The following is a 23,216-nucleotide window of genomic DNA, read 5'->3' as shown; positions in this document are numbered from 1 at the left end:
TTTCTCCAAAGAAACACCTTAGCGAAAACTGATATCACGGAACAACTATGGGATACGCTAACCAGACTTTCAGAAAAAAAATGGGAATGTCGCCAAGGAAACAACTCTCCTCAGCCCTCTTGGCAAGGAGGGGCGTCTAGGGAACCTCAAACCTATTTCAGTAAACTCTGGATGCTTTTCAAAATTGAAGTACTCACTGAGCCATTTCCATTTTTAAAGAAGAGTTGAACGAAGATGGTTACAACTAGCGACAATGTTGTCACCACTTATATTGACACACCGGCGGACTACGACTGACCACTGACTACTTTTATCACCGTTTCCACATACCATCTACCCCTTTCTTTTCACATCTCGCAATCGATTCCGTAACTTGGATTTCAAACGGGTTGCCCCCGCTGGCATTTATCTGGAATTTTACCCTAAATCTTAACCCAAAAAAATAAATGAAATATACCTTCAGAAAGAGCCTCTTCTTTCTTTCTAGCGCCCTGCTGATCAGCTGTTCCAAACCTGCACAAGAAGCAGGAGATGGCTGGACAAATCTCTTTAACGGAGAAGACCTGACTGGTTGGAAAGCCATCGCCGGTACAGCAACCTTTGAGGTTGTCGATGGAGAGATTATCGGTACTTCAGTTGCTGGCTCGCCAAATACTTTCTTAGTCACTGAAGAAACTTACGGTGACTTCATTTTGGAACTTGACTTGAAAGTAGAGCACGAAACTTCTAACTCAGGTGTAATGGCCCGTGGTCAATTTGACCCTGCCGCAAGAGAAGGCAAGGGAATGGTCTTCGGCTATCAGATCGAAGCAGACCCTTCCGAAAGAGCCTGGTCTGGCGGGATCTATGACGAAGCTCGGAGAGGTTGGTTGTATCCTTTGGATTTGAATCCTGAAGCAAAATCAGCTTTCAAGATGGGTGAATACAATCACTACAGAATCGAAGCCATCGGCAACGAGATCAAAACCTGGCTCAATGGACAGGAAGTTGCCTACGTGGTTGACGACATGGACAAGACCGGTTTTATCGGTCTGCAGGTACACGGTGTCAAAGATGAATTTGCGGGAAGAAAGACGTATTTCAAAAACGTAAAAGTCCAAACCGAAAACCTACAGCCACAAGCCTTCAGCAAAGACATCTATGTTGTAAGCACGGTTGACAACACGCTGACGGCGCACGAGACCGAGAAAGGCTGGAAGCTCCTTTTTAACGGACAAAACAGCGAAGGCTGGAGAAGTGCAAAAGCAGAAACCTTCCCGACTACAGGCTGGTCTACCGACAATGGCATGATAACCATCGCCAAGACAGACGGCAGCGAATCCACCAATGCTGGAGATATTGTTACTGTGGACAAATATTCCGCTTTTGACCTCTCCTTTGATTTCAAATTGACTGAAGGAGCAAACAGCGGGGTGAAATACTTCGTGACACTTTCCGAAGGAAACGTAGGCTCAGCTATCGGCTTGGAATACCAAGTGTTAGACGACGAAAAGCACCCTGATGCCAAGATGGGCATTGCAGGTAACAGAACACTTTCTTCCCTATATGATTTGATCACTTCCAGCAAGCAGCCGAGATTCATAAAGCCAATCGGCGAGTGGAACAAGGGCCGTGTGGTCGTCTATCCTGACAACCGCGTAGAGCATTACCTAAACGGAGTGAAAGTGGTAGAATACGTTAGAGGTTCTCCTGAATTCCGTGAACTGGTCGCTGGATCCAAATATCAGAAGTGGGAAAACTTTGGCGAAGCCGCTGAAGGACACATTCTATTACAAGACCACGGCGACAACGTGAGCTTCAAAAACATCAAAATCAAAACCCTTAACTAACCGGACATGACGATCAATCAACAGAACCGAAGGGATTTTATAAAGAAAAGTGCCGCCGCAACGCTGGGTATTTCCGCCTTGGGTTCTGTTGGTTTTTCTGCAAAATCCTATGCCAGAATCATCGGGGCCAACGAACGCCTGAATGTAGCCATAGCTGGTTTGGGGCGCAGACTAGGCGCATACTACGAGCCCATCGGCCTAGCGTCCAGCAATGTCAACCTGCTCTACCTTTGCGATGCGATGCAGTCTCAGATGCCCAAGGCAGCAAAGGCTTTTGAAAAGCACATCAACTACGCTCCCAAGCAAGAGCAGAATATCATGAAAGTCCTCGACGACAAGGATGTGGACGTTTTGATCAACGCCACGCCGGATCACTGGCATGCGCCCGGAACATGGCTGGCATTGGAGCGCGGCAAACACGTCTATGTCGAAAAGCCCTGCTCCCACAATCCTTGGGAGGGTGAGTTGCTGATAGCCTTGCAAAAGAAATACAACAAGGTCGTGCAGATGGGAAATCAGCAGCGTTCGGCACCTGAAAGTAGAGAAATCATCGCTGCGATACATAATGGAGCGATTGGCAAAGCATTTATGGCCAAGGCCTTCTATAGCAATAACCGTGGTGCAGTGCCCAAGCCAATCCAACAGGCTCCGCCAACAGGCCTGGACTGGGAACTTTTCCAAGGTCCCGCTCCGCGCAAAGCTTACATGCACGACACCTGGGATTACAACTGGCACTGGTACGGCTGGGACTATGGCACTGCCGAGACCGGTAACAACGCCACCCATGAACTGGACGTAGCCCGCTGGGCATTGCAGGTAGAATATCCGAGTGAGGTAAATGTCATGGCTGACAAGCGGCACTTTGCAGAAGATGGATGGACGATGTACGATACCATGGAGGCAACCTTCAAATTCGGTGACAATAAGGTGATCCAATGGGATGGGAAAAGCCGAAACTCCTACAAAACCTATGGATCAGATCGGGGAACGATCATCTACGGCACCGAGGGCTCTGTCTATGTCGACCGAGGTGGTTACAAGCAATTTGACCGCAGTGGGAAGATGGTGAAGGAAAACATGGGCGGCGGCTCAGAAGGCGGCACCCAGCTTGGCGGTGGCGGAGACATGAGCACCACACACGTAGTCAACTTCTTCAATGCTGTTCGCGGATTGGAAAAGCAAAACTCCAACATCGAGGAGGGTGCTGTATCTACCTTACTTTGTCACCTGGCAAATATTAGTAGCCGGACAGGAGATTCGTTGATCTGCGATCCGAAAAATGGACACATTCAAAACTCCAGCAAGGGAAAGGCACTTTGGAAGAGAGATTATGAAAAGGGCTGGGAGCCTCCAAAAGTCTGATAGAGATAAATAATTGGTTTTCTTTTTTACCAAACACCTGCTTTCGTTTCGAATGCAGGTGTTTTATTTTTTAAAACCTTTGAGTCTTGCAACGAAGATTCAAAGACACCATAAAATTCGGCCAACTCAAAATTCTTCGCGAGTTGGATCGTATGAAAAATCTCTTTGCGGTGCTGCCTCTTGGCGGACACGCTAAAGGCTGAAGCAAGCGTGTTGTCGTCGTTCCCGGGCAGCTCTCGATATTTTCAAAAGCGCTTTTTCGATAACATTCCTGAAACCACTACCCTACTCAAGGCTCTTCATTTAAGATTCAAGATAGAACGAACTTATACTGTCATGCGGTAAGTTTCCCTCACGGATTCACTGACTTTTAGATTATTCTTTGCTCGGTCTTGAGCACGTAATTTGTCCAAAATCAGATTTACTATTCCACGGTAGTTTCAATCACAGCCAATGGGGTACCAAGCAAGATGAAGAACTGAAATTAGAAGATCTGGATCCTTGTTAGTTTGGTTTGTCCTTAGATTCATTGCGGTGGTCGCAGTATTTTTTTTTAAAAAGTGTCTGAAATTTTTCAAAGATATTTTAAGGTTTACTCTTATTTGACCTCCCAGATGTACAGATAGTTGGTAGATCTTTCAAAAATTTCCCCGTTCAGTAGGGCTCTGATTCTATAGGTCAATTAGCAATATCACAACAAAATGATCTATTCGTTTAATTTTATTCAACTAAATTATTATTTGAATATCAATAATTCAACCGTATGAAATTTCGGAACAGCCTATTTTTCATGTGCAATCGATTTCGTAAATACAAGAGATTTGATTTTGAACTTCCTATACCTTCTATCTACCTTTTCGAAAGGAAAATTGACAAATTTTTCCGCTTATCATTACCAAGCCAAAAATTGGTCAGTTTACTCAAATCAATCTTTTAACAATAACCCCTTTTACTATGCGTACAAAATTTTACACTTACCTATCGGTGGTGTTGCTCTTGTTGCTTAGCGTAGGATATACGCAGGCGCAGGATGTCCAAGTAGCTGGAACCGTTTACGATGAAACTGGCTCAGCCCTACCGGGTGTGACCATCCTCGTAAAGGGTACCACCAAAGGAACAACCACTGACATAGATGGAAAGTATTCCATCTCTGGTCCAGCGTCAGGCGTGCTGGTATTTTCATTTATCGGGTACACTCCCTTAGAGGAGTCGATCGGCAATAGAAGTACCATCAATGTCAACCTCAATCCTGACCTATCTGACCTCGAAGAAATCGTCGTAGTCGGATATGGTACCGTTAAAAAGAGCCAGTTGACCGGAGCAATCTCTTCGGTTGGTTCTAAGGAAATCCAAGAATTGCCAATCACAGATGCTCGGCAGGCCCTTCAAGGTCGTGCTGCTGGAGTGGACGTGACGCAGCCAGGATCTAAGCCAGGTTCTGCACCGCAAGTTCGTATCCGTGGTCGTCGTTCGTTCAACGCCTCCAACGAACCGCTCTATGTAATTGACGGTATTCCAATCGTGGGCGGAATGAACGACCTCAATCCTAATGATATCACTTCCATGGAAGTATTGAAGGATGCGTCTGCCACAGCGATCTACGGCTCCAGAGGTTCCAACGGAGTTGTCTTGATCACTACCAAAAGAGGCAACAAAGGCAAGACAGTCGTTTCCTTCGATTCCTATGCCGGCGTTAACAAGCAATTGGGCAGAGTCGAAGTATTTGATGGCGAAGGCTTTGCAGAGTACAAAAGAGAGTCTCGTAGAGCAGGCGAAGGATATCCTGAAGGTCCGGCTACTCCTGAGGCGGATGCGAAAATCTTCGAACCTGTGGAATTGGAAAGTATCGCGATGGGAAGAAGCACGGACTATGTAGATGGTCTGACCCGCACTGGTGCCATCCAAAACTATCAACTGGGTGTCAGCGGAGGTTCTGATAAGACCACCTTCTTCGTGTCAGCTAACTATTTTAAAGACAAAGGGGTAATTATCAACCAGGATTACACGAGATATTCCTTCCGAGCAAACATCGATCACGAGATCACCAAAAAGATCAAATTTGGCACTTCGACGTTCATCACCTATAGCGAGCGAAACGGCGAAAACTTCAACCCAATCGGCGGTGCTATGGCAGAAAACCCATTGGGTAAGCCTTACGACGACGAAGGAAACTTGATCTTCCTTCCTACATCTGATGGATTGAGAACCAACCCGTTTGCTGAAGTCGTCCCAGGTGCACAAGTCGACCTTGAGAAAGTATATAGAATCTTCAACAGTATCTTCTTGAACTATGAGATCATCCCTGGCCTGAAATACAACTTGGTATTTGGCCCGGACATCCAGATTGAGCGATATGGTCGATTCACCGGATCTCAAACCAACGCTCGTCGCGGCGGTGCTCCCACAGGTAGCGTAAGTGAAGAATTTGCCTTTAACTATACCTTGGAAAATATCCTGACCTACAACAAAACGCTCAAGGAGGCACACAATTTCAACTTCACAGCATTGCAGTCTATCCAGCGGGACAACAAAGAATACACCAATGTAAGCACCTTGGGTATCCCTGCCGAATCCCAACTTTATCACAATCTTGGTGCAGCATCTCAGATCACAGGCGCCGGTACCGGCCTGGTGCAATGGTCTTTGATGTCATTCATGGGTAGATTGAACTACTCCTACAAAGACAAATACCTAATCACTGGTACCGTTCGTGCGGATGGTAGCTCCAAATTCGGAGAAAACAACAAGTACGGTATTTTCCCATCCGTCGCTGTAGGCTGGAATATCACAAATGAAGAGTTTATGAAAAACTCTTCGACCGTCGATCAACTGAAGCTGAGAGTGTCTTACGGAGAGATTGGTAACCAAGCGATCAACCCTTATCAAACTCAGGCCTTGCTGGGACGTACTTCCTACGCCTATGACAATACACCTGCTTATGGTTATCTCCCTGCCACTATCGGCAACCCCGATCTGAGATGGGAGTCCTCAGCGACTTTCAACGCTGGTTTGGATTTCGCACTTTGGAAAAGCAGAATCTTCGGTTCCTTGGAATACTACATCACCACTACCTCTGATCTCTTGGCTCCACAGCCTCTGCCTAACTCCACTGGATTTGGCGGATTCACCACCAACATCGGTGAAACGCAGAACCGAGGTATCGAATTGACCCTGTCTACCTTGAACATCGAAAAAGGCGACTTCACTTGGTCATCTGACATCATATTCACCAGAAACAGGGAGGAAATCCTTTCGTTGCCTAACGGAGATGATATCTCCGCAGGTCGATTTATCGGACAGCCTTTGACAGTATTCTATGATTTGAAAAAAATCGGCATCTGGCAGACTGAAGACAAAGATCTTGCAGCTACTTTCGGCGATAAACCGGGCGAAATCAGAATCGAAGACGTCAATGGCGACAACAAGATCAACGCTGATGACAGACAGTTCCTAGGATCGGCAGTGCCTGATTTCGCAATGGGTTTCACCAACAGATTCAATTACAAGGGCTTCGATTTCTCCTTCTTCCTCTACGGTCGATTTGGATCTCTGATGCGTTCAGAATTCCACACCGGCAACAACTCACTGGCTGGTCGATATAACAACTTGGACATCGATTATTGGACGCCAAACAATCCGACCAATGATTTTCCAAGACCAAACGTAAACCAGGAAAGTGCGAAATATGCCAGCTCGATGCAATACTTTGAAGGCACGTTCATCAAAGTAAGAAACATCAACTTTGGATACAATTTCGCTCCAGAGGCTGCCAAAAAAATCGGTATGAGCAGCTTGAGAATCTTCACCAGCATTCAGCAGCCGTTCATCTTCGCAGAGTACAGATCCAAATACAAAGGTATCGATCCTGAGGTTTATACAGACGGTGAGCAAGGCGTTGGTGCAGGTGCTACCAATGCCAATGTGAGCCCGGCAGTCACTTCTTATACATTCGGTATTAATGCAAAATTCTAAGCAGCGATGAAAAAATTAGCTTTAAATATACATACTTGGGCAAAATCAGCTATGCTTATCCTTGGCCTCTCAGCCATGGCTTCTTGTAGCGATTACCTCGAAGAAGACGTAATCTCCGCCATCGGCAACGATTACCTCAACACGCCAAAAGGTTTGAATGACGGCATCAATGCCGCATACAGCACGATGAGACTGTGGTACGGAACTGAGCGTGGAACCAACTTCACCGAATTTGGTACAGATCTCCTCACCAACGGTGCGGATGGTTCGTGGAAATTCATGAATACCTACACTAACCAGTTTGATTCTCAAAACGGCCACGTTCGGGAATTGTGGGATGGCTTATATACTGGTATTAACACCTGTAACGCAGTTCTTGATAGATCTTTAGATATCACCGGGGTGAATGCTCAGACACTTGCACAACGTAGAGCAGAAGCCAAGTTTATCCGTGCTCACCACTACTTTTTGCTGGTGCAGCTTTTTGGAGGAGTAGACTTGCAACTTTCGGAGACTAAAGTCCCTACCAAACAAGTTTCGAGAGCTTCGGTAGCTCAAATCTATGCGGCAATCATCCAGGATCTGACCGAAGCCATCCCTGATTTGGAGGCAAAAAACAAGTCAGCTGACTACGGTAGAGCAACTCGCCCGGCAGCGGAGCACCTCTTGGGCAGAGTCTATATCACCAAGGGTACCTCTGAAGCAGCTGACCCTTCCGACTTCGCAAAAGCCGAGCCTCTGCTCCAAAGTGTAATCAATAACTACGGCTTCATCTTGTTACCCGACTTTGCCAACGTGCATGCATTTGGTAACGAAATGAACAACGAAGTGGTCTATGCTATCCAATATACCCGAGATCCATTGACCAACGGCGGCGGAAACAATTCGCACGTGTTTTATTTGATGGAATACGATGTACAGCCAGGCATGCAGCGTGACACTGAAAACGGCCGTCCGTTCAAGCGATACAAGTCAACAAACTATACCTTGAACACGATCTTTGCTGACAGGGTGAATGACTCGAGATACAAAAAGACTTTCGTCGATCACTTCAAATCCAACAAGCCAGGAACCTACAATACGACCTTCGACAAATCCAAAGCTACGGTGACATTTGCGCAGGGAGACACCACAATTTGGCTCCCAGGCTACAACATGTCTGCGGCAGAAAGAGCCAAAAAGCCGTACCAAGTCATGACTCCGGAAATGTACACAGAACGTATTTTTCCTTCCTTGAAAAAACACTTGGATCCAGGAAGAGTAGATAGAACCCAGTTTGAAGGCGGAAGAGACTATATCGCAATGCGATTGGCCGATACCTACCTCCTACTCGCCGAAGCTCAATTCCGCCAAGGCAAGATTGCAGATGCTACTGCTAACATTAACAAGGTCAGAAGAAGGGCTGCATTCTCAGGTAAAGAAGCTGCGATGGAGATTACTGCTGCACAACTGACGTTTGATTTCATCACCGAGGAAAGAGGCAGAGAACTTATGGGTGAGCAAACTCGCTGGTTGGATCTCAAGAGATGGGGTATTCTCATCGACCGAGTGAAGATGTACAATCCAGAGGGCGCACCAAATATTCAAGCCTATCACGCGTTGAGACCGATTCCTCAGAATCAGATTGACCGTGCCGAGGGCGAAGCAAGCGGCTTCCCTCAAAACCCCGGATATTAATCTCCACTTACTTACATAACAAAACAGGCTCCGAAATTCGGAGCCTGTTTTTTTGCTTAAGAAGAAAATCAAAACCTATCAATAATCAACCACCGTAGAGGATCTGATCGTGATACTTGAGGGAATGCTGATGATCTGATTGGGTAGATCCGGCTGTCGGGGTTTGGTAAGCTTTTTAATGAGGAGCTTGGCACATTCCTCCCCGATCGTAAAGGCGGGCTGCGTGATCGTCGTCAGTGGAGGAGTCAGGAGCCCTGCTATACTTAAATTGGAAAAGAAACTGATGATCTTCAGGTCTTCCGGAATCTTGATGTCAGTCTTCTTGACCGCATGGTAGGTCGCCAAGGCCAGTTTCTCCACCGAAGAGACCAATCCGTCCGGTCGATCTTCCGACAGAAGCATGTTGCGGATGGCTTCGACGTTTTTCTCCTCCTCATGCGCACAGGTCACCTGCAGGGAGGGAGTGGGTGAAAGCCCCGCCGCCTTCAACGCATCTAAGTAACCACGGTATCGCTCTCGGGTGATGGACAGTTCCTTGGATAGCATCAGAAAGGCTATTTTTCTACATCCCTGTTGAATCAGATGCCGGGTGCCTTCAAAGGAACTCTCATAGTCGTTGGTGATGAACTTGGTAGTCGGGATGCTCTCGCATATCCGGTCAAAAAATATCAGAGGGACACCTCTTTCATGCAACCTCGCCAAATGCGAGATATCGCTGGTTTGACTGGAAACCGACATCACGATAGCATCCGCGCGCCCGTTCATCAGCAGGTTCAGTATTTTTTTCTCCCGCTCCACATCCTCGTGGGTACTGTAGATCAACAGATGGTAACCATGCTGATGAGTGACTTCTTCGATCCCGTCGATCACCTTTGAGAAAAAGTTACTCATCCGCTCCGGCATGACCACCGCAATGGTCTTGCTTTTATTTTCCCTCAAACTACGAGCAAAAGGATTGGGCTGATAATTGAGTTTTTCGGCCATGCTGACGACTTTTTTCTTGGTCGCTTCGCTGATCTCATAGCTATCATTCAGCGCTCGGGAAACGGTCGATGGAGAAAGCTTTAATTCAGCTGCAAGCTCTTTCAGGTTGACTCCAGTACTCATGGGTAAGGGTAGATTTATTGTTCTTTGGGTTGACGAAACTGATTCCGTGGCCTTAAATTAAAGAAATTATTCCAGTTAAGTCATTTCGCAATCGTTTCCGTATTTTCAATGGGGTCAAGGCAGTATTTCAGGGTAAATTCAACCTACGAATTCATTAACTGCCTAGCCCTTCCACCTTACACATGATACCTGTTCAAACCCAAAATTCATTCCTGACCGAAGACTTCCTATTACACTCCGACTTCGCGAGAATCCTTTACCACGATTACGCCAAAGATCTTCCGATCATCGACTACCACAATCACCTCCCGCCTGCTGAAATTTCCCAAAACAGAAAATTTGAGAATATCAGCAAGATCTGGCTGGCTGGCGATCACTACAAATGGCGAGCGATGCGCACGCTGGGTATACCGGAGAAATACATCACCGGAGATGCCTCTGATACGGAAAAATTTGACAAGTGGGCAAACGCCGTACCTTATACCATGAGGAATCCGCTGTATCATTGGACTCACCTCGAATTGAAGCGTTACTTCGGTGTCGATGAACTATTGACATCAACCAATGCCACAGAGATCTACCTCCACACCACGGAATTACTGCAAAAGGACGAGTTCCGTGCCCGGGGCCTTTTGGAAAAAATGAATGTCGAAGTAGTCTGCTCTACAGACGATCCTGCTGACCCTTTGACAGATCACAGGGATTATTTTGAGCAAAACGGAAAGGTAAAGCTCTACCCTGCTTTTCGTCCAGATAAATCCTTCGCCATCGAAAATCCAGAAGCCTACAAAGCCTACCTAATCAAACTCGGCAATGTCGTCGGCTTCGAAATTTCTACCTTTGACCTCCTGATCGAAGCACTCGCCAAGCGGGTCGATTTCTTCCACGCGATGGGTTGTAGACTTTCGGATCACGGCTTGGAAAACCTCGTGCATTCCTCCGAAACCAAGCTTTCGGCAGAGGGAATCCTCGTCAAAGTTCTTCGCGGCATTCCAGCTACTCCGGGGGAAACCGAGTATTTCAAGTACAACGTGCTCAAGAAACTTTGTAAGATGTACCATGCCAAAGGTTGGGTGCAGCAGTTTCACCTTGGCGCTCTGCGTAACACCAATACAAGAATGCTACGCCTCCTTGGTCCGGACACTGGCTTTGATTCCATCGGAGATTTTGACCAGGCCAGAGCCATTGCTTCCTTTCTCAACGAACTCGATTCCTCGGACCAGCTAGCCAAAACTATCCTCTACAACCTCAACCCTCGAGACAACGAAGTCTTGGCGACAATGATCGGCAACTTCAACGACGGCTCTGTGAAAGGAAAAATCCAGTTCGGTTCTGGATGGTGGTTTTTAGATCAAAAAGACGGGATGGAAAAACAGCTCAACACGCTCTCCAACATGGGGCTGATTAGCTGCTTTATCGGCATGTTGACCGATTCGAGAAGCTTTCTATCGTTCCCCCGACACGAGTACTTTCGCCGAATCCTGTGTAACCTCATTGGTCAGGACGTCAAAAATGGCGAACTCCCCTGGGATGAAAAATGGCTCGGACATCTCGTCTCAGACATTTGCTATTATAACGCCAAAAACTATTTCGATTTCTCCCCTTCTAATTACAAGCTTTAATGAGTACTCCGAATTTGTTTTCCCTGACGGGAAAGAAAATTGCTTTTTCAGGCGCCACCGGCGTATTGGGTAAGACCATGGCACTACACCTGGCCGCTGCAGAAGCCGAATTGTTAATCTTGGGTCGCACTCCAGAAAAAGTAGACGAACTTGTCTCCGACGTTACCACTGCCGGAGGAAAAGCTTGGGGATATATCGTTGACGTCACAGACGAAGAAGCCCTCGTCAAAACCGCCAAAACCATCGAATCCGATCATGGCCGGGTAGACGTCTTGATCAACTCTGCAGGCGGCAATATGCCAGGCGCAGTGGTGAGACCCGATCAGAGTTTCTTGGATCTGGACACCCAATCCCTACGCAAAGTGATGGATTTGAACTACCTGGGAACCGTCCTACCCATCAAGGCTTTGCTACCATTGATGCTAAAACAGGGTAAAGGCAATATCCTCAACATCAGCTCTATGGCCGCATCCAGACCTATGACCCGGGTGATGGGCTATGCCTCAGCCAAAGCTGCGATCGACAACCTTACCAAATGGCTTTCCGTCGAGCTGGCGCAAAAACACGGCCCGGAATTCAGAGTCAATGCGATCGCACCGGGATTCTTCCTTACCGAGCAAAACCGGACTTTGCTGACCGAAACAGATGGCAGCTTGACCCAGCGAGGCAATCAAATCCTCACTCATACACCGATGAACCGGTTTGGGAAACCCGAAGATTTGCTGGGCGCCTTGCAATGGCTTTGCAGCGATGCCTCGGCTTTCGTCTCAGGGACCATCATTCCAGTTGATGGCGGTTTCAGCGCGTATTCTGGAGTGTAAAAAAAAGGTCTTAGGCTAGTTGTTAATTTATTGCCGTGATCCTGGATCAAACTTTAATATTTAGCTTAGTGACCAATAACTTCAAAAACAAAAAAACCTTTTAACCAATAACCCTATTTCCATGAGCATCAAAATGGAGCAAACCATGCGCTGGTATGGCCCAAACGACCCTGTTAGCCTGAGAGATATCCGGCAGTCCGGCGCCACCGGCATAGTCTCTGCGCTGCATCATATTCCCAACGGTGAGGTTTGGAGCCGTGAGGAGATTAAGACCCGTAAAAAGGTGATCGAAGACGCTGGTCTGACTTGGTCAGTTGTGGAGTCTGTCCCTGTACACGAGGTGATCAAAACCCGCACTGGCGACTACCTTCAGATCATCGAAAACTACAAAGAGACGCTAAAAAACCTGGCTGCCGAAGGTGTACATATCGTATGTTACAACTTCATGCCTATCCTTGACTGGACTCGCACAAATCTGGAATATGAGTTGGAAAATGGAGCCAAAGCCTTGTACTATGAGAAAAAGGCGGTTCAGGCTTTCGACCTTTTCATCCTGCAGCGACCGGAAGCTAGAAATGAGTATTCAACCGAAGAAGTTGCGGAAATAAAAACCTACTACGAAGGCTTGACTCCAGACGCAAAGCAGCTGATCATCGACAATATTCTCAAGGGACTTCCCGGATCTGAGATCGGCTATACGATGGACGAGTTCCGAGCTATGCTGAAAACATACGAAGGCATCGACGCGCAGAAATTGGCAAACCATCTCCGCCTTTTCTTGGATGCCATCACTCCGGTGGCTGAGGAAGTTGGCGTGTTTTTATGCATCCACCCTGATGATCCTCCTTTCTCGCTTTACGGACTTCCCAGGGTCGTCAGCACCGCATCCGATGCGCGAAGGATTCTTTCCGAAACTCCAAGTCATCACAACGGACTGACCTTCTGTACCGGATCGTATGGTGTAAGGGCTGACAATGAACTTCCGGCGATGGTCAAAGAGTTTGGCGACCGCATCCATTTCATTCACTTGCGCAGCACCAAAAGAGACAAAAACGGTGATTTCTATGAAGACAATCACCTCGAAGGAAATGTCCCTATGGTGGCCGTCATCAATGAAATCATCGAAGTTCAGAATAGACTTGGTAAAAGTATTCCAATGCGACCCGACCATGGCCATCAAATGCTCGACGACTTAAACAAAAAGACCAATCCGGGCTATTCTGCAATTGGCCGATTGAAAGGTCTCGCCGAAATCCGAGGCGTAGAAGAAGCATTGCTTTGGGTAAAAAAGAGTTGAGACAAAAGACGGAAGTTTCGTCTGCCGATAGCAATTGACAGGCGCAATATTGGAATTTGCAATTCCCTCGCCTATCTTCTTGCCACGAGATCCACTTGATCAATTTCAAGTGGATTTTTTTATCCAGAAAAACGATTTTATGACGACAGATTTCTCCCCTTTGCCCAAATTTTACGCCGAAATTCACAAGGCGACAATCGACAACGGTTTTACCATGGCCTCTGATCTTGCAACCGGGAGCCTACTCAGAACTTTGGCAGGCAACAAGCCAAAGGGCAAGTTTCTAGAATTGGGCACGGGAACGGGAATGTCCACGGCTTGGATTCTTGAGGGAATGGATCGGAATTCCAGCCTGATTTCCATCGATTTTGACGAGCAGTTCTTATCTATTGCAAGCGCTTTTCTTGGCGAGGATCCGCGTCTGAACCTGGAGCTGATCGATGGTGAAAAGTGGGTTAAATCCAACAGGGGGAAAAGTTTTGACTACATATTTGCCGACACCTGGCACGGCAAATACCTTCTGCTGGATGAAGTCTTGGAGATGCTTACCATTGGCGGACTCTACATCGTCGACGACATGCTTCCTCAAGACAACTGGCCAGATGGACACGCAGAAAAAGCCGAAAAATTTGTAGAAAAGTTGGATTCCATGCCCAACCTGAATCTCACCAAACTCAACTGGTCTACGGGGATCATCATCGCCACCCGCAAGTATTAACTGCCATTGCGATTCCGATTTTTCCTCCGGAAAAGCAATCTTTCTGTGACTATCCGCCAATGCAATAATGGGCGGTTAAAAAAACTTCCCAATACCCCCTCTGACCCGACAAGTCTCTCAATTCTCAAAAAAACAAGCTCGCTGTCTTCGTCAAACAGCGGACTTGTTGCTATTCAAAATCCAGGATTTCAAGAATTTAGTTTGCCGGCATTCTACATTCCAGTTGTCCCCTGTTTTCGAGTTAACTACCTCATGAGGAAGTTCTTCCTATCGCACCACTGCTTTGACACTCCCACTATTGATGGATATATCTTCGGAATGATGCCGGTATCGAGCTTTCTAAACTGAGATTCGAAACATTACCTTTCGACTTCGCTCAAGGTGACAATGTACCGTGATCTCCGTTTTGATCATTTCCGAGTTTTCAAGACTCAGTCTGACCAAGGCGGAGAAGTAAATTGAATATAGACCTCTGAAGACGCAACTTACTTCTGCCGTCGGTCTATCTGCGTTCCTTCCAGCTCCAACACCTGACCGAAGGCGCCCGATTGCGTAAAGACGCGGAACTTCTCGCCGCCTTTTTTAGGGATCGCTTTAGTATAGATTGGAGAGTTTACCGTCGGATCGGAGCCGTCCTGTGTGTAGCGGATGATAAGTCCCGGAGTCTGCACATTGGCGTAGATCATGCCGTTCTTTTCCACTGCGCCGGGCTTGGGTACCCGGTGATTGAAGCCGCCAAACATCGCCTCCAGTTTTGGAATTTCGTTCTGTCCCACCGCATTGGCAAAGACGTCGAATTGCTGTGTTCGCTGAGTCTTCATCTCAGCCTCTGTTTTGGCATCTGACCAGCTCGGATCTCCGACCCAGGCACGCTCAATGTAGCCGAGCATCTTTGGGAAAATGTAATATTCCAGCATTTCAGGACTGGTGATCGTCTCGGTCCAAACCTGACCCGACACTCCAATGATGTTGTTTTTGCCTTCAGGTGTGAGCTGTGTGAAGTTTTTGGCAACAGCTTCCCAGTTCCATTCTTTGCCTTCGATGGTGAGATCATGGGAAAGATAAAGCTTGCCCGGTACGGTCTTCCAAGACTGATAGATATCGGTCACGCCACTCCAGGTGTGTCCCCGTTCATTGGGATCCCAATCGTAAGCCAGGTCAAAATAGAAGTTGGCACTGGAGCAGATGACCACCGGATAGCCGGCATTGGCCAGCTTGTAGGCCATGTCCTCTCCTCCCCAACCTGCAACGGCATTCCATGCATAAAGTCTCCAGTTTTGATCTGCAAATTTCATGTTCGGTGTGATCACTTCCCCTTCATGGGTCTGGCCGATCTCTTCCCAACCGCCCATTTCCAAATCGTATTTCTTCAGGATCTGTGCCGCTCGGTATCTGAAATAATCGTTCAGATCGGCGATCTTATATTCTGGGTTTCTCGCCACAAAGTCTTTGCAAAGCGGAGATTCTGTCCAAACACCACGTGGCACTTCATCTCCTCCCGTATGCCAGTTTTTTAGCGGAACTTCTACTTCCTCAAACATGGTTTTTACCTCTACCACCAACTTTTCATAAAAAGTATAAGTCGACTCTTGGCATACGCAGGCCGTGTTTCCTTTGAAATTTTGTGCAGAAAGATACTTGCTTTGATCGTTGTCTTCTGCCAAGCGATACTGAAGCGCTTCTTCCGTTTTCCCCGCTTTCAAAAAGGTCTGATAACGTTTTTCCATCGCGCGTATAGCAGCTCGGGAATGCGCTGGCACGCCGAATTCAGGAATTACCTCAATGTTTCGTGCCTTGGCATAAGTCAAGATCTCCTGGAATTCCTTTACCGTGTAAAAACCTGTACCAGTCTGGCTGGTTTTGGGATCAGCCCCGGAGCCGTAGTAAGGCCAAAGAAACTCGGTCTCGTTTTCAGAAAAACCTCTTCTGCCACCAAACTCAGTCAACTCCGGAAGTCCCGGAATCTCGAGTCTCCAGCCTTCGTCATTGACCATATTGAAGTGGAATACATTGAGCTTGTAAAAGGACATCATGTCCAAAATCTTCAAAATCTGGGATTTAGGCTGAAAATTGCGCGCGACATCCAAGAAGAATCCCCGGTAACCGTAGGCTGGAAAGTCTTCAATCTCGAGCTGTGGCAGCGTCAACTCATCCTTTTGCCCTTTCCAAAAGTCTGCGGGCATCAAAGCCAAAAAGGACTGCACCCCATGAAATGCTCCCTTGGGCTTGGAGGCGGTGATTGATACGTTTCGATCCGAAATCTTGATTTTGTATCCCTCATCAGGAAGCGTCGAATCCTTCTCCAATCTAATCTGGATCGGGGTCTCGGCGGCGTTCACTTTTGGTTTGTAGCTGTTGTTGATCGACTCCAACAGAAATGTGGATTCCTTAGCAAATTCGGGAGCACCAACCACGGCCAATTCCGCATTCGTGATTTTTAGCGTTTCTCCGGTGTATCTCCAGGACTTGGGAGTTGGGAGAAAGGGAGGAAGGTCACTCTTAGGAAGCAAGCTCAGCCCCTCATTTCGTTGGTAAAGCTCTGAAGCAATCGGAATTGGCAATGGAGTCCCCGTTGTCATTTCCGCCAGCTGATCTGTGGTAAAGCTTTTGACTTGGTAGTCTTTCAGTTCAAAGTGACTGCCGTTTGGATTCAGGAAAATCAAGGCTTCAGGCGCATAGGAATTCTTAAGGTAAGGTTCCTCAGATCGGTATTCTATTCGAATTTCCTCTCCAACTCCCAATGCAGGTGTTTTTTCTGTTCCCTCTAGCACAAAAAAATCTCCTTGAAGGTGGGTAATCGTTATTCCGGGATTTTCAACCGTAGCAGGCACGGGAATGAAAACCGTATTGAAGTAGAGTTTCCAACCCGCATCAATAGGTTTACCGGAGGTATTCGTCAGTGCCAGTTCAGCACGGTAGTAGCCCTCATCCTTAAAATTATTTTCAAGCAATTGCCAAGAGGCAGTCACTTGGGCTTGCGAAGACACGATACACAGCAAAAGCAGGAATAGAGTTAGAAAAGGTCTTTTCATCAAATGATTGTTTGTATAACTCAACAAGTCATGGTGAGTCGTGAAAAATACCCCAAAAAACCGAAAACAGGCTAGCTGATCGCTTGACTTATTTTTATCCTTAATCGAAAATACTTAGCTTAAAAGAGCAGAATCAACGTACAAATCTGCTTGAAGTGAACACTTTTATGCAGGCTGAGCTAAAACGCAAACCGTCCACAGTATATTTTTCAGATATCGTCGGGTACACTCGGCTGATGGGTAAGGATGAAAATGCAGCCTTTGAACTTATGAGGGAAAACCTCCGCATTCACCAGGAAGTCCTAGCCAACTTCCGTGGAAAATTGATCAAGGAGTTGGGCGACGGGATATTGGCTGTTTTCGACTCCGCTATCGATGCGCTTCACGCGAGCTTGGAAGTGCAAAAACGTTGCATAGCACATGGCCAATACCAACTCCGAATTGGCTTGCAGTCCGGAGAGGTCATCTTTGACCACGGAGATATCTTCGGCGATGCCGTCAATGTCGCGTCTAGAATTCAAAGCGTCGGCATTCCAAGCAGCATCGTTTTTTCCGAGAAAGTCTGTAAGGAAACCTACCAATATCAAGCTTTCCAGACAGTCAAATTGGGAGGCTTTGAGTTGAAAAATGTCGATCACACGTTAGAGCTCTATGCCTTGACCAATCCTCCCTTGGCTATTCCTAAGCGATCCGAAGTCCTGGGCAACATCAAGTATCAGGAGGGAAGTCCCTGGAAATACCGATCAGGCATTGCGGCTATAATCGTCCTATTTGGAGCTTTGATCTATTCGATCTACTGGGGAGACACAACATGGAAAAAAGAGAAATCAGTGGCTGTGTTTCCTTTTGAACTTTTGGATGAAAACGCCGAATTAGATTATTTCACAGAGGGCTTGACAGAAAATCTTATTGGTCAGATCTCAAAAATCAACTCGATCAAAACGATCTCTTATGGCACAATGTCGGGCTTCAAAAATCTGAACTCGCCACTGGATTCAATCGCAGAAGTGCTTGGAGTGAATACGATACTCAAAGGCATCGTTCAACAATTAAATCAAGGCTATCGATTTAAATTGCAATTGATAGATGTAAAGGAGAACAAGAATATCTGGACCGATGAATACACCCGCGAGGGCACTGACCTTACTCTGTTGCAAAATGAAATTGCGAGGGAAATTGCGAGGATTTTAGATGCGAGACTTACTGCGGAAGAGGCCGTCCAAATCGGAAAAGGAGAAACAACCAACGCTGAGGCTTATGACCTACTGTTCAAAGCCAAACGGTTATACAATGAGGCTTTTGAAGACCCCACACTATTTTCTGAAGCAGAAGTTCTTTTGAAATCTGCAATCAATTTGGATCCAAACTATGCACTTGCCTATACTTTGTTGGCAAAAGTCTACTTTCAAATTGCTTTCGACGATCCGAATGGCCCCTGGTATGATCTGAGTTTGAAGATGAGTCAGAAAGCACTCCAATTAGAACCCAAGCTCGCAGAAGCTTTTGGTGCCCGGGGTATGGTATACTATGATTTGGGTCAATATATCAATGCGAAAAATTCATTTGAAACAGCACTCTCTTTTTATCCCAATCTAAGTGATGCGATTGGAAACTTGGCTTCTGTAGAATTTGCCCAAGGAAATTTGGTGAAAGCCATTGATCTCCAAACCAAATCTTTGAATCTTGGCCCAAATTCCTACACTCCTTATCAAAACTTAGGTTGGATTTACAAAATCTTGGGAAATTATCAGGAAGCTCATCTTTGGTTTGACCGATCACTGGATCGAAATGAAGTGCCGGCAACCCATGAGTTAAAAGCCTTTACTTATATACAGGAAGGGAAAGCTGATTCTGCTTTGTTCTTAGCCGAGAGGATTAAAAAGATGGATTACGTTGGCTATAAGGAGTTGGGGTTTATTTATTTTTATAGCCACGAGATGGACTCTGCATTTCAATCATTCGAACAGGTGATGCAAGGTTTTGAGGGAGGAGCATATCCCCGGTACAGCTCTGTTCCGATCGCATATTCCTACTTACTGAAGCTAAAAGGGAAGTCACTCCAAGCCGATTCAATTCTAAATGAAAGCATCCTGGTAAAGAAAAACGCAATCGATCAGGGTTATGAAGATTATTATCTACCACTTGAGCTGGCCAATGCTTATGCCATAAAAGATCAGTTCGAAGAATCCCTAAAGTACCTTCAAATGGCCTACGAAAGGGGCTGGAGAGATTACTTTTTTACTGAGTTCAATCCGATTTTTTCAGACTTTAAGAAAGACCCCAAATACGCCAAAATCCTTTATCAGCTTCAAAAAGATATTCGAGAAATAAATGAAGGATTTATCGGAAATTCGCTTGAAAGAAGTCAGTGATTTCCAGCTCAGTGTTGAACATCAAAGAATTTAAATCAATTCTAAATTCACTGCGATTTGGGCCACTCGGGAATGCAATGAGGGGTTATTTGGTTAAGTTTAAAGTAACATTCACAAACGACTATGAAATCGAGCACGGCTATAAAAGTCATACTATGAATAAATACTAATCATGCGAGATTCCGTCTGACCTTTAAAAAACAATTTGTAAACAGATGAAACAAAAAGAAATCGTAACGCTACAGCGTTCTTTGCTCCCCGATACAGAAGGCCTACTTAACCAACAGGTCGAAATGGAAGGAAAATCTTCCGCCTACTATCTCTCGATGGCTTCGTGGTGCCATATGATGGGCTATGCCAATGCTGCCAAATACCTCTATACCCATGCGGATGAAGAGCGTATGCACATGATGAAAATCTTCCAGTACATCAACGAAGCCGGTGGTCATGCCATCCAGCCGGAGATCACAGGAGTTCGTCACAATTTCAATTCACTCCGTGAGGTATTTGAGTTGATCCTAGAGCATGAGATCAAGGTGACCAAGTCGATCAACAGCATCGTTGATCATGCCTTTTCGGTAAAAGACTTCGCAACGTTCAGCTTTATGCAGTGGTATGTGACCGAGCAGCGAGAGGAAGAAACCATGTCGAGAAGAGCGCTAGAGCTGTTTGAAATCATCGGAGTAGAAGGAGTCGGTCTCTGGACGATCGATCAGGAACTGGGTAAGCTGCATGCTGCGGCTGCCACTGGAGAATAAGGCTCAACTGAACTTCCTGAAATCATTAATCCCCAATTCCGAATAGGTTTTTGGGGATTTTTGATTTGCGCCCTCCAAGCCCAGTCACTGTGCCTATCAAACTGCGCTCCGGTTCGTGTCCCAAGGAACAGGGGCCAACACTTTACACCAATGCCTCAAATCAGAACATTATTTCAAAAAACTGAAATACATCCAATTACAGGGAGGTGATTTTTTCTCTTGCCCCAATTCTGCGCTACACTATACAAACTTGAAAAAATTCAATCCAACCTAAAGCCAATCTTTTCTTTTATTCGTTTTATTTTGATTATTTAGTTAAAATCAAAATAAACTTAATTGATATTCAATCCATTCAAAATTTTATTCTATTCGTTATTGAATATTTTTATGACTTTTTATACATTGAATTTCATTTTTGAGAGCACAAAATAAAGATCATTCACCGACTATGACGATTTCTTCTTCGATTCAGGCGCAGTTTTTCCTAAATCTAAAATCAACGATCCCCTCCTATTCTTCCTTGGTGGATGAAGTTGCCGAAACACTCAATCTGAGCATGGACAGTGCATACCGGAGAATCAGAGGTGAAAAGCTGCTCGATTTCGAAGAACTGAGAACGCTCTGTCACAAATACAACATCTCACTTGATAGGTTTTTCAGCATGGATTCCAACTCGATCCTGTTCCAAGGCAAAACCAATTCCTACCGAGAGGATAGCTTTATGCAGTGGATGGAAGATGTCCAGTCCCAACTCAACCTAGTTAACAGCTTCAGTCACAAGCATGTCTATTTTCTGGTCAAAGACATGCCGCCTTTTCATCACTATTATCACCCGGCGCTGGCAGGCTTCAAATTCTTTTTTTGGATGAAATCCATCTTACTTTTTGAAAGCCTTAAACACTCCAAATTTTCCATCGAAGACAATCACTTCGAAAAATACCGTGAAATCACTCTGCGCACAATCAAAGTATACAATCGTGTGCCCACGTCGGAAATCTGGAATGAAGAGGGCCTGAATACCACTCTTCGGCAAATCGAAGTTTACCACGAAATGGGCCTGATCAAACAAGCCAAAGACACGATATTTCTATACAACTGCGTACTCGAAGTGATCGACCATTTAGAGAAAATGGCCGAAACAGGCAAAAAATCAATATTTGGACACGCACCTACTGAGGATAGCGCCGAGTATAAAATGTACTTGAATGAAATCGTGCTTGGCGACAATACCTTCATGGCAGAATTGGGTGAAACCAAAATCACCTACCTCAATCACAGTGTGATGTACTTCATCGGTTCGACCGACAAAAACTTCAACGAATCCATGTTTAAAAACCTCGAAAACCTCATGAAAAGATCCTCCCTGATCAGCGGAACCGGGGAAAAGGAACGGAAGCAGTTTTTTAACAAGCTTCGCAAAAAAGTAGAATCAAAACTGTGTTTGGTGGAAGTTTGACAGAATTTAGCCATTTAATAGGACTGAAAACTCTTTTTGATATAAATTTCAGGTATGAAAAACCCTACCACAGTTAAAGTGTTGTGTCTTGCTTCGGCTTCCTTGGGAATGCTTTTCTCCTGCGATTCTCCCAAAGAGTCCGAAAAGTCTGTCACCCAAAGCAGCAGCGCAATAACTTTTTCCCAGCCAGAACCACCTCAAAAAGAACCAGGAATGGCCTGGATCCCTGGGGGAAAATTCACCATGGGCACCAACGAGGCCGACGCCTACCCAGCCGAAAAACCCGCTGTGGAAGTAGAGGTTGCCGGATTCTGGATGGACACTCGTGAAGTCACCAATGCCGAGTTTGCTCAGTTCGTGGACGCGACGGGATACGTCACCGTAGCTGAACGTAAACCTGAGTGGGAGGAACTCAAAAAGCAACTTCCTCCTGGAACGCCAAAGCCGGAAGACTTGGTTTTGGTTCCCGGCGCGATGGTTTTCACTCCTCCGCCCTACCCCGTCCCGACCCAAGACATCTCGCTTTGGTGGAGCTGGGTCAATGGCGCCAACTGGAGACATCCTGACGGGCCAGAGAGCGACATCAAGGGAAAAGAAAACTATCCGGTGGTACAGGTTTCCTTTGAAGATGCCCAAGCCTATGCCACATGGGCCGACAAGCGGCTTCCTACCGAATTTGAATGGGAATTTGCAGCTCGTGGCGGAGTGAATGGAAAGCGTTTTGCCTGGGGTGATGAGATGAACCCCAACGGACAATACCTCGCCAATACGTTTCAGGGTGTGTTCCCTCACGAAAATGAAGGTAAAGACGGCTACTTAGGTGCGGCTCCTGTGGGCTCATTTGCTCCCAATGCATTCGGCCTCTATGACATGATCGGAAATGTCTGGGAACTCACCTCTGATTGGTACGATGCGCTCAAGCTGGCGAGACTGGCAGGAGAAGCACCAAAACTGGACGCAAACATGAATCCTTGCTACAATCCAGACAACCCCTATGCGATGGAGCGAGTCATGAAAGGCGGCTCCTTCCTCTGCGCGGCCAACTATTGCGTAAACTACCGTCCATCGGCTAGACAAGGTACTGCCTATGATTCAGGTACTTCCAATCTTGGTTTCAGACTGGTCAAAGATCCAGAGTCAAAAGCAATGGGCATGAACAAGTGATCAGTCTTCAGCCTCAGTTGGCAGGAAGT

The 23,216-nt window shown here is 46.3% G+C and carries 14 protein-coding genes; 12 read left to right on the top strand and 2 right to left on the bottom strand.

Annotated features, from left to right (window positions below; translation table 11 throughout):
• Positions 1–446 precede the first annotated feature (446 nt).
• The 4 genes from ABD031_RS16130 to ABD031_RS16115 all read left to right on the top strand — a co-directional run bounded on the left by ABD031_RS16130 (position 447) and on the right by ABD031_RS16115 (position 8,840).
• A complete protein-coding gene (locus ABD031_RS16130; RefSeq protein ID WP_343853310.1) occupies positions 447–1,829 on the top strand; it encodes a 3-keto-disaccharide hydrolase in 1,383 nt (460 codons plus the stop codon).
• A 6-nt stretch (positions 1,830–1,835) separates the two neighbouring features.
• A complete protein-coding gene (locus ABD031_RS16125) occupies positions 1,836–3,191 on the top strand; it encodes a Gfo/Idh/MocA family protein (protein WP_343853308.1) in 1,356 nt (451 codons plus the stop codon).
• A 954-nt stretch (positions 3,192–4,145) separates the two neighbouring features.
• Entirely contained in the window at positions 4,146–7,163 is a 3,018-nt protein-coding gene (locus tag ABD031_RS16120) for a SusC/RagA family TonB-linked outer membrane protein (RefSeq protein WP_343853306.1), read from the top strand.
• A gap of 6 nt (positions 7,164–7,169) precedes the next feature.
• Positions 7,170–8,840 carry a RagB/SusD family nutrient uptake outer membrane protein gene (locus ABD031_RS16115; RefSeq protein ID WP_343853304.1) on the top strand — a complete coding sequence of 557 codons (1,671 nt, stop codon included), beginning with the start codon at positions 7,170–7,172 and terminating at the stop codon, positions 8,838–8,840.
• Positions 8,841–8,918: 78 nt separating this feature from the next.
• On the opposite strand, the gene ABD031_RS16110 is transcribed toward ABD031_RS16115, so the two are convergent.
• Entirely contained in the window at positions 8,919–9,947 is a 1,029-nt protein-coding gene (locus tag ABD031_RS16110) for a LacI family DNA-binding transcriptional regulator (protein WP_343853302.1), read from the bottom strand.
• 182 nt (positions 9,948–10,129) lie between these two features.
• On the opposite strand from ABD031_RS16110, the gene uxaC reads away from it, so the two are divergent.
• From uxaC to ABD031_RS16090, 4 genes are all read left to right on the top strand, one after another.
• Positions 10,130–11,569 (top strand): glucuronate isomerase, encoded by a 1,440-nt coding sequence (gene uxaC / locus ABD031_RS16105; protein ID WP_343853300.1) that lies wholly within the window; start codon positions 10,130–10,132, stop codon positions 11,567–11,569.
• Positions 11,569–12,390, top strand: a complete 822-nt coding sequence (locus tag ABD031_RS16100) for an SDR family oxidoreductase (protein WP_343853298.1) — start codon at positions 11,569–11,571, stop codon at positions 12,388–12,390. The genes uxaC and ABD031_RS16100 overlap by 1 nt, the downstream gene beginning before the upstream one ends.
• A 121-nt stretch (positions 12,391–12,511) precedes the next feature.
• A complete protein-coding gene (gene uxuA / locus ABD031_RS16095; protein WP_343853296.1) occupies positions 12,512–13,687 on the top strand; it encodes a mannonate dehydratase in 1,176 nt (391 codons plus the stop codon).
• 109 nt (positions 13,688–13,796) lie between these two features.
• Positions 13,797–14,405 (top strand): O-methyltransferase, encoded by a 609-nt coding sequence (locus ABD031_RS16090; RefSeq protein ID WP_343853294.1) that lies wholly within the window; start codon positions 13,797–13,799, stop codon positions 14,403–14,405.
• Positions 14,406–14,890: 485 nt separating this feature from the next.
• Here the strand turns inward: ABD031_RS16090 and ABD031_RS16085 are convergent, their stop codons facing one another.
• Positions 14,891–17,437, bottom strand: a complete 2,547-nt coding sequence (locus ABD031_RS16085) for a family 20 glycosylhydrolase (RefSeq protein WP_343853292.1) — start codon at positions 17,435–17,437, stop codon at positions 14,891–14,893.
• Between the two features lie 155 nt (positions 17,438–17,592).
• On the opposite strand from ABD031_RS16085, the gene ABD031_RS16080 reads away from it, so the two are divergent.
• From ABD031_RS16080 to ABD031_RS16065, 4 genes are all read left to right on the top strand, one after another.
• A complete protein-coding gene (locus tag ABD031_RS16080; RefSeq protein WP_343853290.1) occupies positions 17,593–19,809 on the top strand; it encodes a tetratricopeptide repeat protein in 2,217 nt (738 codons plus the stop codon).
• Between the two features lie 215 nt (positions 19,810–20,024).
• Positions 20,025–20,567, top strand: a complete 543-nt coding sequence (locus ABD031_RS16075; RefSeq protein WP_343853288.1) for a ferritin — start codon at positions 20,025–20,027, stop codon at positions 20,565–20,567.
• A 448-nt stretch (positions 20,568–21,015) separates the two neighbouring features.
• Positions 21,016–22,023, top strand: coding sequence for a hypothetical protein (locus ABD031_RS16070; protein ID WP_343853286.1), 1,008 nt, complete (start codon positions 21,016–21,018; stop codon positions 22,021–22,023).
• Positions 22,024–22,077: 54 nt separating this feature from the next.
• Positions 22,078–23,187 carry a formylglycine-generating enzyme family protein gene (locus ABD031_RS16065; RefSeq protein WP_343853284.1) on the top strand — a complete coding sequence of 370 codons (1,110 nt, stop codon included), beginning with the start codon at positions 22,078–22,080 and terminating at the stop codon, positions 23,185–23,187.
• Positions 23,188–23,216 lie beyond the last annotated feature (29 nt).

It is taken from the genome of Algoriphagus jejuensis (assembly GCF_039523455.1).
Classification (GTDB): Bacteria; Bacteroidota; Bacteroidia; order Cytophagales; family Cyclobacteriaceae; genus Algoriphagus; species Algoriphagus jejuensis.
Note: the sequence above shows the minus strand (reverse complement) of the source record. Positions and strands in the feature narration are given on the sequence as shown.

Bases quoted from the DNA above. Each gene is read 5' to 3' on its own strand.
- ABD031_RS16085 (WP_343853292.1), bottom strand. From the start codon at position 17,437: ATGAAAAGACCTTTTCTAACTCTATTCCTGCTTTTGCTGTGTATCGTG.
- ABD031_RS16075 (WP_343853288.1), top strand. From the start codon at position 20,025: ATGAAACAAAAAGAAATCGTAACGCTACAGCGTTCTTTGCTCCCCGAT.
- ABD031_RS16100 (WP_343853298.1), top strand. From the start codon at position 11,569: ATGAGTACTCCGAATTTGTTTTCCCTGACGGGAAAGAAAATTGCTTTT.
- ABD031_RS16115 (WP_343853304.1), top strand. From the start codon at position 7,170: ATGAAAAAATTAGCTTTAAATATACATACTTGGGCAAAATCAGCTATG.
- ABD031_RS16120 (WP_343853306.1), top strand. From the start codon at position 4,146: ATGCGTACAAAATTTTACACTTACCTATCGGTGGTGTTGCTCTTGTTG.
- ABD031_RS16110 (WP_343853302.1), bottom strand. From the start codon at position 9,947: ATGAGTACTGGAGTCAACCTGAAAGAGCTTGCAGCTGAATTAAAGCTT.
- ABD031_RS16130 (WP_343853310.1), top strand. From the start codon at position 447: ATGAAATATACCTTCAGAAAGAGCCTCTTCTTTCTTTCTAGCGCCCTG.
- ABD031_RS16125 (WP_343853308.1), top strand. From the start codon at position 1,836: ATGACGATCAATCAACAGAACCGAAGGGATTTTATAAAGAAAAGTGCC.
- uxaC (WP_343853300.1), top strand. From the start codon at position 10,130: ATGATACCTGTTCAAACCCAAAATTCATTCCTGACCGAAGACTTCCTA.
- uxuA (WP_343853296.1), top strand. From the start codon at position 12,512: ATGAGCATCAAAATGGAGCAAACCATGCGCTGGTATGGCCCAAACGAC.
- ABD031_RS16070 (WP_343853286.1), top strand. From the start codon at position 21,016: ATGACGATTTCTTCTTCGATTCAGGCGCAGTTTTTCCTAAATCTAAAA.
- ABD031_RS16065 (WP_343853284.1), top strand. From the start codon at position 22,078: ATGAAAAACCCTACCACAGTTAAAGTGTTGTGTCTTGCTTCGGCTTCC.